The following is a 15,978-nucleotide window of genomic DNA, read 5'->3' as shown; positions in this document are numbered from 1 at the left end:
GATGGACTATGGATGGTCAGATTGGTACAGGTACAACAAAACGCGCTCTTGATCTTAGCCTGCCTGATGATGGCGTAGCAGCCAAGATAGCAAAGCTGGATTTAGCGTCAAAGGAAAAGAAGGATGTAGGAATTTGCTCTGAAGTAAGGCCCAAACTGGAGAGATCACCGTCTTTGGAGAGGTTGCCTGCCAGAGCGAGAACTCTATCCTCAACGGACTCCTTCCTGCCAAAGCCCACTCATGCCTTCGATTTTCGTTTTGTCGCCAGTGATGATGAGGTTCGACAGCTTTTGCTTGACCAGACCCGCGATAAAAGCCGGGACGTCACCCTGATTTGCCATCCCAATGACCTCTCTGAGGCTAACCTGCTGAACCGATTGAGCATCTCCGCTGATGGTCGCCACCTTCTGCGTTCGGGCAAGCTCTTTGAAGGTTCGCAGCCATTGACCCTGGTGCTGGATATCCGAAAACTCAGCAGCGATGAACTCCCCGTATTTAACGATCTACTGGACCCGGATAACCCCTGTCTGTTCGACAAAGTCAGCCAGAAGAAACGCCCTCTGGGCGAGCATGTTGCCCTGCTGGTGCTGGCGGACCCTGCACAGTTGAAATCAATTGGCAGCTCAGACGAGGTGCCGGGAGCCGATTTCTGGCGGCGAATTAATCGCCCGGGCAATACCTGGCAGTTCGATGCTCAGAGCGACAATAAAACCGATAATAAAACCGATAATGTCCCATCGATGGCCATCAATAAGGTTCCTCCACTGTTGCCAGAATTGCCCAGTGCCGAAAGCGCCATGGACGACGACAATACCGTTTGTATTGAATGTCACTTGCACAGCCACTGGCGACAGTTGCTGTTGGGTGGTCCCGGAGTGGATCAGCAGGGGCGAATCCAGCATATCCCCGGCAGGCTTGAGTCATTGAGAGCCGGGCAACGGGTCATTCTGAAAGGTGCCAACTGGCAGGATCTGGCCTTTGAGCAAACGATTCGACAGATGCTGGCGCAACAGAGCTTTGAGAGCAATGGCAAGCTCTGTCGGTTACCCGACGATGTTCAGTTTTATCAAATGCCAGTGGCGGAGGATGAGCTTCATTCACTGTTTCAGACCCTGTCCCGCTCCAGTGACAAAGGGTTTGGTAAAGGGCAGGCACCACAAAACCCGATCATTATTAACCAGAGTAATATTGCCCAATGGCTGAGCCCGATTGCCATTGGTCCGGAAGGCTATGCAGTCCCCGACACCTGTCTGTTGGAACAGCTTCGGGCAGGAGGTGTGGTCACCGTAACCTCTCCTCTCTCTGAGGCACACTGGTTTCGTTTACTGGGTTCTCTGCAGACTATTGGCGAGACCACAGACCTGAAGCCCCGACTTCGGGTAGCTCATTCAAGACAACAGCCGAAAGCTCTGGGACTGACAGAAAACGATGCGTACTCTCTGGCCAATAAGCGTCACCTGCAGGAAAAAATCAAAGAGCAAACCGACATTAAAGCCTTCATTTATCAGCAACCTGCCTTTGCAAATTATCATGTCAATAATTTCTTGAGAGCACCTCTGGTCATTCAGGTCAATGAACAGACCAGCCTCGGCCAGCTATTTGATAATATCTATATCACCTCGGAACAAAAGGCACATTTCGGACGCAGTCAGAGTGACTTGCAAAAGGCATTGACCACTGGCAATCGGGTGGTCTTCCGGGGGCTGGAGAGCAATCCAACCCTTCAGCAGCTTCTGGAACCCCTGATTATCGGGCAACCTTTGCTGGTGAATGGCCAATTACAGGCCTATCCGAAAGCTGATGTGACAATACTCTGGCCTGAGTCTGTGAAAAGCCCATCCTCAGTATTTCGTTTGATGGTCGCCAAGAGTAAGCTGTACCCAGAGCCCGACCCCTGGGATATCAATGTCCTCAAGCATCATATCCGCCGGGAAAAACTGCCAGAGAAAGCCCTTCACTCACTTTACAAAGCGTTCAATACCGTACCTGGATACCTGTGCAAACCCCTGCCAAAAATGACCGCAGGGTTGTTGAGTAACCTGATACTGGCTGCCCAACGAGCAAAGCAGGTTGACCATTCCTCAGAGCTTTTACCCCGCCACTGGCGCAAGGCCATCAATAGCGTCATTACCCATGGTACCCGTCAGCTTCCGGCGGTGCGTGATTTTATGAAAGTGGCTTGTTGGCACTTGTTACCGGATAAGGATCAGGCCGCCTCGGTAGACCCGGATCAGTTAGCTGCCATCATCAATAGCGCCCCGCGACTGGATAGAAAGTTTGTCAGGCAGAACCTGTGGCCGCTGGCCCGGGCCTTTGACCCGGCCGTGTTTAAAGATGCCGAATTGCAGCTGTCCTATAAAAGTCCGTTTTCAGAGCGGAGTGAAAAAGACTTTATGGACAGGCTCTGTGCCATGATCGCGGCCCATGGGCCTGAGGATAAACGAGAGGCCATAGCCTATCAGTTGGCAGTCGATCCGGCGGCAACAAAGCCCTGGCAATCCCTGGCGATCAGACCAACCAGACAGATTAAACGTTTGCAAGATGCTCTGGCTTGTGGCTGGCAGTTACTTTCGCAATCAGGGCAGACCCGATCCGATGCCATTCACGCTCTGGCCTCCGACTGTTTAGACATTGCCAGAGGAGAATATGTCACAGAGAATCACTCAGAACGCATTGAACGCATAGAAAATCGACTGTCTGATTCACTGCGATGGCCGGATTCTGGTGATAGGTCATTTGTCACAGAGAATCCTGACCCGAAACGCATTGAACAAATAGAAAATCGACTGTCTGATTCATTGCAATGGTCGGGTTCTGGTGATAGGCCATTGTCAGCAATGGCCCGGGATCTTTATCACGGCGAGATGGGGCAGGAGGATCGTGAAAACCGTCGATTATCCCGGCTCCATGACCGGCTTAAAGACTCTCCCGTTATATTCATTGAGGGAGAAACCGGCACCGGAAAAAGTTACTTTTCAGCGAAGATGGCAAAGGCTTCAGGACAGGCTTCGGTCATTTCCCTTGGACCTTCTGACAGCGAACAGACCCTGATGAAACGCTGGCAGTGGCAACAACAAGACGACGGCGACCGCTCTATGGTTCAGCAAAACCGGACATTGATGGAATGGGCCAATAGCGAATCCGACAAAGATGGAGAATACATCACCCTGGTGCTGGATGAAGCTAACCTGGCTGAAGCCGGATTGCTGGCATCATTAAACGGCTTATGGGAACCGCAACCTTGCATCTATGTGAATGGTCATCCTGTCAAGGTCAGCGAAAAACACCGGGTAATTCTCACTGGCAACCCCGATCATTATGCCGGGCGTCAGCTGGACCCGACCCTGAAGGAAAATCTGCCCAGGGCTTACTACCCACGCCTGGATCAGGCTTTCCTTCGGGACAGGGTGGTGGAACCGGCTTTGCTCAATCATTTACAACGCCATCAAATAAACGGTATTGCACATAAGGCCAGCAAGAGTGTGATGGCACTGTGGCAATATTATCAGGAGCTGTTGCCCGACCATGAGTTTACCCCCAGGGATTTAACCGATATCTGCAGCTGGGTGGGCTGGTATCTGGATCGTGCGTTGTCCAAAGGCGACAGTGTTAGCTGTGAGCAAGTGAACAGTTTGATCCAGCAAAGTTTCCGGGATGTACTGGGTGCCGAAATCAGCGAGACGCATCAGGATGCCCTTTCGGCACTGGAAATCTGGTTTGCTGCCCGTTACGAACTGGACAATAGCCTGCGCGACAAGGTTCATAACCACACCCTGCCAGATATTCAGCGGGACTTCGAAGCATTTACCAAAGAATTCCGACCTGAGTTTGATACCTCCGGATCGGCAGTCCGTGAACTTGCGCAACAGCTTGGGCAGGATTTAAGCCGCTGTCAGCAGGCTTATCATCACGACAGAAAACACGGCGGTCGTCAGGCAACGCTGATTGAAGGCCCGGCTGGACGGGGTAAAGATGCCACGCTGAATCTGCTGATCAAAAGTGTCAAACAGCGAGCTGAAGAACGGGAAGAAATCATGCCAGAGGTCTTTCCCCTGAATGCCTGTGATTGCTCTTGGGACACAGTGCGTGAAGCGATCCAGAAGGCAAAAGTCAATGGCGGCATCGTGGTGATTTCGGAAATGAATCTGATCGACAGCCAGCACCTGGAAGGTGAGTTAAACGGTATTCTGGCCGGTGACGCGCATCCGGGTTTCCATCTTTTCGCCACTATCAACCCACCTGAATACAGCGGTCGAAAACCCTTATCACCGGCGCTGAAAGGACGTTTCAGACATTTGCCGATCCGGCAGTACAACCCGACCGAATTACAGACCATTGCCGAAAAAGTGTTGCCACAGAACACCCAGGGGAAATTCGCGGCTGAAAAGCTGACCCAGCTACATTGTCGCTTGAGGGCTGACCTGAAACAGAAAAACCTGCCGTTACAGCCCAGCAGCCGTGATTTACAAACTGTCGCCAAGGCTGTTACCAGAGCGGGCGATTTTAGCGACAACGGACTGCATCAATGCCTCAATCAGCACTATCGGCTTTACCTGATAGCCGCCAGTACATCGCTGGAGGAACTGCCAGAGTCATCAACGCTTGCCATGGATAAAGGAGTCTTCGATTCCGGACTTTGCGAATGGTTCAACAAAACAGTACCCAACATTGATCGTCCGTGGATGATACGACTCGGTCACCTCGACAGTATTGATGAAAAAAACCATGAAATTCGCATTAAGGTTCGTCCGAATAACGAGGAGGTCAAAGCGGAAATCATCAGAAGGGTGGCTCAGGCCAAGTGGCAGGCATACGGTCTTCCCCTGAAGCCGGATCAGTCGGACGATATGCTCATCCAGGCACTTTACCGACACTGGCAACAACGCTGGTTTGCTCATGAGTTTCGCGAGACGGGCGTGGCTGCTAATAGCGTCTTTCCCCTGACGGAAGAACAGGAACAAACGCTGAAAATGTCAGCTAACCAGCCTTATCTTCAGGAGGCTGTTCAACGGATAGGGGCATGGAACTCAGACCCAGTCCAATTGTGGCCTGCGTTTTGGCACCAGGCAAGCGGTCAGCCGAACGACAGTCTTGACGATTCTGAAAAACACATCCTGAGAGCCCTCAGGAATAAGGATACGATGTTGGACCGGATAACTAACTATGAGCATCTGGAGACGCCACAGCCTTATAACTATAAAGTTTTTGATATCGAGTCCCCTGCACCCGTGATGAATCGCTGGTGGGTAAAGGATATTAATGTGACTGCCCGGGGTGATGTCGAACGGCTCGATATCAATGATCAGGACATTGAGGGGTTTGAAACCCTGACACCGTCGCAGCAACTGCCAGAGACATTAACCAGAGTTCAAACACTGGCGAAATTTAAAACGACATCGAAGAATGGGCAGTATCTATTGCCCAGCCTGACGCCTGACGAGTCTATCGTGGCCCTGCGTATACTACCCGAGATGGCATTTACCCTGATCAGGGGCCGATATACCGGACTTCACGTGCTGTCGGTTCCAGAGGCCAAAGCCGATCAGTTTATTCACGTGACTTATGTCGTAGAGCCGAGAGCACCGGGCAAAAAAACACCGGCTGAAGCAGTCCGTGCAGGACGATCAACACGGCCTGACGTCTACTGTTCAAAGGGTATGAAAACGGTACTGAATGAATTGTTTAAGAACATTGCCGATCAGCCATCCGAAATTCGGGAGGGCTTGAAGACAATAAAAAAAGCTAAAAACACAAAGCAACGTATTAAGGCGATCACGGACTATTGCACACAGTTTTCCGGCGAGACTCAGCCAGATAGCGGTGAAAATTTCTTTAAATTCCTGGTCACACAGCGACAAGGTAGCTGTCGTCATCGTGTGCCTGTTTTCGTTGCTTTTTGTCGTTATTTCGGGATTCCATGCCGGCAAATCACCAACCCTGCCCATTGCTTTGCTGAGTATTCCGTGGATGACGGTCAAACCTGGAAATCGGCGAATTTAGGCGGTCCAGTTGTAGGGTCAAGAGAAATCAACTGTGACTCCCGGCCCATCTGGAAGTTGAGGAATTCCAATCATGTGTCAGCGAAGATTAAGGATCTCCTGAAAAGGGCTGATTTTGCACAACAGCAAGCTCTGGCTGAAGCTTCCGGCATGAGCCTCGGGGAACTGAACAAAGCCCTTGCTTCAGAAAGTGCGTGGTCTGCAACGAATCCGGGTCCTTCCAGTATTCTGAAGAACCTCTGGGAGAGAAAAGATTTAGCCGGTTTTTCCATGGCTGTCTCGGTGATCGAGTCTCTGAAGACAGATGCATTGGCCTGGGGCAAGAATGAATTTAAAGCAATATCGGAGGCAGCCAGACATATACTGTCCAACAGTGATGAAGATCAGGTCACTGAGCTTCTCAAGTCACTCCGTTCAAAAATAATGGGTCAGGCCGGAGCAAGCCCTCATCAGTGGTTGAATTTAATAACGGACATACTGATAGACATAGACTTAGCCAAACCTTCGCTGATTCACTTTGCCTATGAAGCCATGGAATCAGGTTGGCTTGAACCACTGCCGGTCAATGTGAAACATCCTGCACTGACCACGAAACTTCATCTGTTATTGTTGCTCCTGGAAAACGTAGACGAGCTGAAAGTTAAAGCCGCCCATTGCCTGAAAAACTGGTATCAGACATTTTATTCCAGGGAAAAAAATAGCCAGGCATGGCAGTTGTTTTATAAGCGCTTCCAAGAGAATAAAGATGATACCCGCGCCTTCATCACTGATAGTTATGATGGGTTTTCGTTATCCCTTGAAAAAAGTATTGTCGACTCATCTTTACAGGAGGCCTGGACGGACCAACCCAATGGCATTCCCAATATAGAACGAATGCTGACGCATAATCCTGCATTTGTACAGTTAATCTCGGGTAAGGCAAACTGCCGCCCGGTGATTATCCTGGGGCAACCTTGCTGGTTTACCACAGTGATTGATGAAAAGGCTAAAGCCTTGCTTTATCAGGAAGTTGAGAACAGTCCGGTATTGAAGCCGTTAATGGAAAAAATCGATCAATATCTGATAAACGAAAAAGAAAAACGCCACTATCTTGGGCAAGAATTAGACGAGATCTTTGCACAGTTAATAGGAATGAGTGTTCGCAGCAACATTACAAACATGGACGAATTACTGCTTCAAGTTAAGGAAACACCAATTGCTACGCAAAACAAATACGAAGCCGAGCCCTCTAAGTTATCACCTGAGGAGCAAACACTTGTGGATAACTTAAAAAGCAAGTACTCCCGGGCGCTTCGTCAGGCCTTCAGTCATTATCTGTTTGGATTGACACACTCGAAAGGCGGCTCCTTAACGTATTGTTGGTGCGATTCTGCCGCCCTGGCCAAGATCTCGGTTAGCGGTTCCCATGGCGCTCATGATCCCTCCTCTCCGGAAGAGCTGAATGCCATAATGGAAGAATTGGATCCCTCTCTGACTCGGGAAAGTCTCAATGATGACTACTTACGACAGGCACAGGACGCCAGTAACGCTCTGGTGCTGAGAGCCGCTGAGCTGACAACCATTGCCGAAGAGTTTTTAAACAGCGTGAACCTGAACTCGCTTTATGAGTCATTGGACACCTGGTAACCGTTTGGTCATGATGAGTTTTTCGAGATCGACTACTTCCTCCAATGGTGACGGCTAACTATTCAAGCGGAACTTCCATCCTGTCTGAAGGTCATATCATTAAACATTTTCAATGCGGTCCTTCAGATGACAGGAGAGAGATTGATTGTGGATGGTCGGATTAATGAGAAAATAAACAACTCCGTGGTTAACACTGGTGTACGAGACAATGGCGCAAAACTGGATTCATGGTCAAAGGCTGTACAAACCTGCCCTGAAATAACCGCCAAACTCAACAGATCGTCAACTCCGATAACATCGCCTGATAAAGCGAGAACCGTATCCTCACACTCAAAGACCCCTCATGCCTTTGATTTTCTTTTTGTTGCCAGTGATGATGAGGTTCGTCAACTTTTGTTTACCCGAACCGGTGATGAGCATCAGGATGTCACCCTTATTTCCCATCCCGATGATCTCTCACAGGCTAATCTGGTGACCCGGTTGAGCATTTCCGACGATGGTCGCCACGCCCTTCGTTCAGGCAAGCTGTTCGAGGGTTCAAGACCATTAACACTGGTGCTGGATATCCGAAAGCTCACCAGCGGGGATCTGTCAAAATTCAACGATCTACTGGATCCGGATAACCCCTGTCTGTACGACAATGTCAGCCAGAACAAACGTCCCCTGGGGGAGCACGTTTCCTTGCTGGTTCTGGCAGACCCCACACAGTTAACATCGGTTGGGCAGCGTGACGAAGCACTGGGGGCCGATGCACCGGGGGCTGATTTCTGGCGCCGAATTAATTGCCCGGAAAATACCTGGCAGTTCAACGCACAAAAAGCCAAAGTCCCTCCTGTATTGGCTGAGCTCCCCCCTGCTGAAAGCGCTGTGGATGACGACAATATCCTTCTTATTGATTGTCACCTGCACAGCAGCTGGCGACAGTTGCTGCTGGGCGGCCCTGGAGTGGATAAAAGGGGACGAATCCGGCACATCCCCGGCAAGCTTGAATCATTAAAGATCGGACAACGGGTAATATTGAAAGGAGCCAACTGGAAGGATCTGGCATTTGAACAGACGATGCGACAAATGCTGGCGCAAAAGTGCTTTGAGAGCAATGGCAAGATCTGTCATTTACCCGACGATGTTCAGTTTTATCAGATGCCGGTAGGGGATGAAGAGCTTCATTCACTGTTCCGGGCCCTGTCCCGCCCTGATGAGGCAGGACTTTCCCATAACCCACCGGGAAACCCGATCATTATTAACCAGAGTAATATTAGCGAATGGCTGAGCCCCGTTGCCATTAACCCGGAAGGTTATGCTGCGCCTAACTCCCGCTTGCTGGAACAGGTTATGGCGGGCGGTGCAGTCACCGTAAGCTCAGCTCTTAATGAAGCCCTCTGGTTTCGTTTGCTGGGTTCACTGCAGACGATTCGCGAGACAACAGGTCTGGAGCCCCGACTTCAGGTGGCTCATTCAAGACAGCAGCCGAAAGCCCTGGGATTAGCAGAAAACGATGAGCAGCCTCTGTCCATCCCACAGGAAAAAACCGGAGACCAGGCTGCCTTTGAAACCGTCATTTATCAGCAAAATGCCCAGGCACGCCATTGGATCAATGATCACCCGAAAGCACCTCTGGTCATTCAGGTCAATGAGCAGACAAGCTTCAGCCAGCTATTTGACAATATCCATATAACCTCGGAACAAAAAGCCCATTTTGGGCGATGTCAAAGTGATTTCCAGAAGGCATTAACCGCTGGTAAGCCGGTAGTAATCCTGGGACTCGAGAGTAATCCCGCACTTGCGCAGCTTCTGGAGCCCCTGGTTGTTGGGCAACCTTTGTTGGTAAGTGGCCAATTACAGGCCTACCCGGACGCTCATGTCACCCTACTCTGGCCTGAGTCTGCGAAAAGCCCCTCTTCAGTATTGAGCTTGATGGTTGCCATGGGTAAACCCTGTCCTGAGGTTGATATCTGGGAGAGCAATGCCCTCAGGCATGGTATCCACCGGGCTGAGCTGCCAGAACAAGTGCTTAATGAAGTTTACGAAGCCTTTGAAACCGTACCCGGCGGCCTTTGTAAACCTCTGCCTGAAATCACCGAAGGCTTGTTGAATAACCTGATACTCGCTGCCCGCAGAGCACAACAGGTTGACCAGTCGACACTGCTCCTGCCCTGCCACTGGCGAAAGGCCATCAACAGTGTCGTCACTCATGGCGCCCGGCAACATCCATCTGTGCGTGATTTTATGAAAGTGGCTTGTTGGCACTTGCTACCGGATAAGACGCTGGATATCAATAAAAAGCCAAATGAGAATCAAGCTGCATGGGTAGACCCGGATCGCTTGTATGAGATCATCAATAGTGCCCCACGGTTGGATAGAGAGTTTGTGAAGGAAAACCTTTGGCAACTGGCCAGAGCCTTTGACCCGGCAGTATTTAAAGCCCAGCAATTACGACTGAGATATGGCAGTCCATTTCCACTGAGCAATCAAGAAGAAGCTCTGGACAGACTCTGTGCCCTGATCGCGGCTCACGGGCCTGAAGAAAAACGGGATGCAATGGCGTATCAGTTGGAAGTCGATCCGGCGACAGCAGAGCTCTCTCAACCCTTAGCCATCAGGCCAGCAAGACAGATTAAACGTTTGCAGGATGCACTGGCTTGTGGCTGGCTGTTAATTTTGCCAGCGGGGCAGATCCGATCCAATGTCATTCACGCCCTGGCCACTGATTGTTTCCATATTGCCAGGGGAGAATATGTCACTGAGAATCCTGACGCAGAGCGCATTGAACGCATAGAAAATCGACTGTTTGAATCAATGAAATGGACGGGTTCCAATGATCAGTCCCTGTCAGCACTGGCTCATGATCTTTATCACGGCGAGATGGGTCAGAAGGATCGTGAAAGTCGTCGATTATCCCGACTCCATGACCGGCTTACTGACTCTCCCGTTATATTCCTGCAGGGGGAAACCGGCACCGGAAAAAGTTACTTTTCTGCCAAAGTGGCCAAGGCTTCAGGCCAGGCTGCGATCATTTCCCTTGGACCTTGTGACAGCGAACAGACCCTGATGAAACGCTGGCAGTGGCAGAAGCACGCCGATGGCGACCGCTCTATGAAGCTGGAGAACCGGACGTTGATGGAATGGGCCAGGACCCGATCCGACACAGACGAAGGCTGTGTCGGAGGAAACTTTATCACCCTGGTGCTGGATGAAGCCAATCTGGCCAAAGCCGGATCGCTGGCGTCATTGAACGGTTTGTGGGAACCGCAACCCTGCATCTATGTAAATGGTCATCCTGTCAGGGTCAGCGCAAAACACCGGGTAATTCTCACCGGCAACCCGGATCATTATTCCGGGCGCCAGCTGGACCCAGTCCTGAAAGAGAAACTGCCCAGGGCTTACTACCCTCGGTTAGACCGGGCATTCCTTCGGGACAGAGTGGTGGAACCGGCTCTGTTCAATCAGTTACAACGACATCTGACAGGACCTCAAATAAACAAAATTCTACCCAGTGCTGCCGGGAGTGTGATGACACTCTGGCAATATTATCAGGAACTGTTACGAGAGCATGAGTTTACCCCCAGGGATTTAACCGATATCTGCAGTTGGGTGGGCTGGTATCTGGATCGTGCGTTATCCAAAGGAGACCGTGTTAGCTGTGCGCAAGTGAACAGTTTGATCCAGCAAAGTTTCCGGGATCTACTGGGTCCCGAAATCAGCGAGACTCAACAGGATGCCCTTTCGGCACTGGAAATCTGGTTTGCTGCCCGTTACCCACTGGACAACACATTGAGCGACAACGTTCGTATAAAAATCCTGAACGATATACAGCAGCCCTTCATGCAATTCGCTGAAAAAAACCGACCTGAGTTTGATACCTCCGGATCGGCAGTCTGTGAGCTGGTGCAACGGCTGGGACAGGATTTAAGTCGCTGTCAGCAAGCTTATCATCGCAAGATAAAACACGGCGGCCGTCAGGCGACGCTGATTGAAGGCCCGGCTGGACGGGGTAAAGATGCGACGCTGAACCTGATGATCGAAAGTGTTAAACAACAGGCTGAGAAAAAGGGAGAAACCATGCCAGAGATATTTCTCCTGAATGCTTGTGATTGTTCCTGGGATAAAGTGTGTGAAGCGATCCAGAAAGCAAAAGTGCAAGGCGGTATTCTGGTAATTTCGGAAATGAATCTGATCGACAGCCAGCATCTGGAAGGTGAGTTGAACGATATTCTGGCCGGTGATGCTCATCCGGGCTTCCATCTGTTTGCCACCATCAACCCGCCTGAGTACAGCGGGCGAAAGCCCCTATCACCGGCTCTGAAAGGCCGTTTCAGACATTTGCCGATCCGGCAGTATAAGCAGACCGAATTGCAGACCATTGCCGAAAAAGTGTTGCCTCAGACCACGGAGGGGAAATTCGCGGCTGAAAGACTGACTCAGTTACATTGCCGATTAAGGGCTTACCTGCATCGAAAAAACCTGCCGTTGCAGCCGACCAGCCTTGATCTGCAGAATGTTGCCAGGGCTGTTACCAGAGGGTGCGATTTTAGTGAAAACGGACTGCATCAATGCCTTGATAAGCACTACCGGCTTTACCTGATGGCAGCCAACCTGTCGCTGGAGAAACTGCCAGAATCATCGGCTCTCGTCATAGGTAAAAGCAAGCTTGATTCTGAACTTTGCTATTGGTTCAACCAAAGGGTACCGGGCATTAGTCGTCCGTGGTTGATACGACGCAGTGATATCAACAGTATTGATGAAAACAATCATGAGATTCGTATTGAGGCTGAGCTGAGTAAAGAGGAAGCCAAAACGGAAATTATCAAAAGGGTGGCCAGAGCCAAATGGCAGGCATCCGGTCTTTCCCTGAAGCCGGATGAGTCGGACGATATTCTCACCCGTGCACTTTACCGACACTGGCAGCGACGCTGGTTTACTCGTGAGTTTGGTCGCACGGGCGTGGACGCCAATAACCTGTTCCCTCTGACAGGAGAACAGGAACAAACGCTGAAAATATCGGCTTGCCTGCCTTATGTTCGGAAGGCTGATGAGCTGATAAGGGCGTGGAACGCCAATGAAGTTCAATCATGGCCTGCGTTTTGGCAACAGATAAGTGATCTGCCGAACCATTGGCTTGACAGTTCTGAAAAATACAATCCGGAAGTCCATGAGAAAGAGGCTACAGCATTGGACCAGGAAACGAACTATTCGCACCTGGAGCGGCGGCAAGTTGTCGATCATAAAATTTTTGATACAGAGAGCTTTCCTACCAATATGTATCGCTGGCAGGCAGAAGATATTTATGTGACCGCCGAGGGTGATATCAAACTGATCGATATTAATGATCAACATATTCAGGGAGTTGAAACCCTGATACCTGACAGTTTACCGGGGCCTGACCAGGAAGTGACACTAGCCGGCGATCAAACACTGGCGACCCTGATCATCCCATTGCACAAGGGTCGATGTACCTTGCCCAGCCTGAGGGCTAACGACTATATCGTCACCCTGCGTATAAAACCCGAGTTGCCATATAATCTGACCAGGGATCGATATACTGGTCTCCACACACTGTCTGTTCCTGAGGCCGAACCCTTCCAGAGTATTGAAGCTGCCTATGTCGTAGAACCCAGAGAAGCGGGCATGAAAACACCCGCCAAAGTAGCCCTCCCGAAACAGGCAACACGCTTTGACGCCCACTGTTCAGAAGGTATGAAAACTGTACTGGACCGATTGTTCAAGACCATTGAAGGCCTGCAACAACCAACCGCAGAACAGCTGCCTTTATGGAAAATCAAAAACGCTAAAAACACGACGCAACGCATTGAGGCGATCAAGGACTATTGCCAACAGTTCTCCGGTAACGCCGTAGCAGAGAGCAATGAAAATTTCTTTCAATTCCTGGTAACAAAACGGCAAGGAAGCTGTCGTCATCGTGTGCCTGTTTTTGTCGCTTTATGTCGCTATTTCGGGATTCCGTGTCGGCAAATTGGCAACCTTACTCACGCCTTTGCCGAGTGTTCCATGGATAGCGGCCAAACCTGGGAGTCAGTGAATTTGCTCGGGGCGCCTGCCGAGGTGACAGAAACCCCGTCTGTCTTCCAGCCTACCAGGAGGGTCAGTGGTTCTGGCACTGAGTCAAAGAAACTGAAGGAGCTCCTGAAAGGTGCTGACCTGGCACAACAGCAAGCTCTGGCTAGCTCCTGCGGCATCAGCATTGGGGAACTGAACAAAGCCCTTGAGACTAACGGTGCATTGCCAAAAGGCAGTCTAAGCAGCTCCGATATGGTAGACAAACTTTGGCAGGAAGGAGATTTAGCCAGTTTTTCCATGGGTGTCTCAATATTATTGGAAAAAGAAGCATTAAGATATCGCGACAGGATTTTGATCGCTGAGGTCTATAACAATGATGAGAATGAACATACAACGATGTCGGATGCAGTAAGAAAAATATTGTCCAACGATAATGCCGATCAGGTCATTGGACAACTCAAGTTATTGTACTCAAAAATAATTGCTCAGGGTGGATCAATCCCAACAAGGTGGTTGAGATCAATGAATAGTTTATTGGATAGCAAATCCCTGGCCATACCTCCGTTTATTCGCCTTGCCCATGAAGCCCTGGTATCGGGTTGGTTGGATCCACTGCCGATCTACTATAACCATGTTATGAATGCCGCTCAGCATCATCAGCTATTAGCGCGTCTGGAAAGCATCGATGAATTGAAGGTAAATGCTAACCATTGCCTGAAAAAGTGGTATACGGAATTATTCTCCAGGGAAAAAAACAGCCATGAATGGCGATACATTTTTGGCTATTTACAAAACTACGAAGATTATTCCTTTTTCGTCACTCATTGTCATGGTGGGTTTTCGCCACTCCTTGAAAATAAAATGGCCCACTCATCCTTACAGACCGCCTGGACGGACGAACCTCAGGGAGTTCCGAATATTGAACGAATGCTGGTGCATCAGCCCGCCTTTGCGCGGTTAAACCCTGGCACGGCGAACCACCGTCCGGTGATTATGCTGGGGCGACCTTTATGGTTCGACTGCGGGTTAATTGAAAAGGCCGGGGCTCTGATCCAACTAAAAGCTGAGAATAGCCCGAGCTTGAAGCAGTTATTGGAAGACATCAAAGAAAAACCTGATGAGGAATCATCTGACCTTTTGGAAAATTTTAAAAAACAATGCTGGGAAGCAATTAAGCAAGCCTTCAGTCATTATCTGTATGGAGTGGCAAACTCGAACGGCGGTTGCTTAACGTATTTTTGGACCAATGCTTACGCCGGGCCACACTCCTGTGGCGCTCATGATCCATCCTCTCCAGCAGAGCTGCATGCCATGATGTTAGAAATTGGTACCAACTTCTTTTTTCAGAAATTTATCAGGGATGACTACATAAGGCAGGCACTCAACGCCAGTAATGCCCTGGTCCTGAAACCCAATGAACTGACAAAAATTGCCGGAGAGTTTTTGGACAGCCTGAATTTGAATTCGTTGTCTGAATCTTTTTAAAAGCCTTGACATCACACCCTCGAATGGAGGGTGTCGCAAAACTCTCTCCAGCGTGGGAACGAGTTGACTCCCGTCATTCCCGGCTTCATTCCCGTCATTCCCGGCTTCATTCCCGTCATTCCCGGCTTCATTCCCGTCATTCCCGGCTTCATTCCCGTCATTCCCGTCATTCCCGGCTTCATTCCCGTCATTCCCGTCATTCCCGGCTTCATTCCCGTCATTCCCGTCATTCCCGGCTTCATTCCCGTCATTCCCGTCATTCCCGGCTTCATTCTCGTCATTCCCGGCTTCATTCTCGTCATTCCCGCGAAGGCGGGAATCCACACTGACTCACCACCAGAACCATACTGACCGGTGTCCCCCTGGCCTTGTCATCCCCGAGAAGGCAGAGATCCACCGTTGGCGCTGGATTCCCGCCTTCGCGGGAATGACGACCTCAGAGCATGGGAACGAGTAGAGTTTTTGGACAGCTTGAATTTGAATTCGTTGTCTGAATCATTTTAAAAGCCTTGACATCACACCCTCGAATTGGAGGGTGTCGCAAAACTCTCTCCAGCGTGGGAACGAGTTGACTCCCGTCATTCCCGGCTTCATTCCCGTCATTCCCGGCTTCATTCTCGTCATTCCCGGCTTCATTCTCGTCATTCCCGGCTTCATTCTCGTCATTCCCGGCTTCATTCTCGTCATTCCCGGCTTCATTCTCGTCATTCCCGCGAAGGCGGGAATCCACACTGACTCACCACCAGAACCATACTGACCGGTGTCCCCCTGGCCTTGTCATCCCCGAGAAGGCAGAGATCCACCGTTGGCGCTGGATTCCCGCCTTCGCGGGAATGACGACCTCAGAGCATGG

The 15,978-nt window shown here is 50.4% G+C and carries 4 protein-coding genes; all 4 read left to right on the top strand.

Annotation, left to right across the window (positions count from 1 at the left end; all coding sequences use genetic code 11):
* The first annotated feature begins 8 nt into the window (after window positions 1–8).
* The 4 genes from ACOJUN_RS04075 (at window position 9) to ACOJUN_RS04060 (ending at window position 15,882) form a co-directional block, all read left to right on the top strand.
* Window positions 9–7,625, top strand: a complete 7,617-nt coding sequence (locus ACOJUN_RS04075) for an AAA family ATPase (RefSeq protein WP_422135394.1) — start codon at window positions 9–11, stop codon at window positions 7,623–7,625.
* Between the two features lie 147 nt (window positions 7,626–7,772).
* Entirely contained in the window at window positions 7,773–15,125 is a 7,353-nt protein-coding gene (locus ACOJUN_RS04070) for an AAA family ATPase (RefSeq protein ID WP_422135393.1), read from the top strand.
* 63 nt (window positions 15,126–15,188) lie between these two features.
* Entirely contained in the window at window positions 15,189–15,476 is a 288-nt protein-coding gene (locus tag ACOJUN_RS04065; RefSeq protein WP_422135392.1) for a hypothetical protein, read from the top strand.
* A 217-nt stretch (window positions 15,477–15,693) separates the two neighbouring features.
* Window positions 15,694–15,882 carry a hypothetical protein gene (locus ACOJUN_RS04060; RefSeq protein WP_422135391.1) on the top strand — a complete coding sequence of 63 codons (189 nt, stop codon included), beginning with the start codon at window positions 15,694–15,696 and terminating at the stop codon, window positions 15,880–15,882.
* The last annotated feature ends 96 nt before the right edge of the window (window positions 15,883–15,978 follow it).

The organism is Endozoicomonas sp. ALD040, from assembly GCF_049275945.1.
Lineage (GTDB): Bacteria > Pseudomonadota > Gammaproteobacteria > Pseudomonadales > Endozoicomonadaceae > Endozoicomonas_A.
Note: the sequence above shows the minus strand (reverse complement) of the source record. Positions and strands in the feature narration are given on the sequence as shown.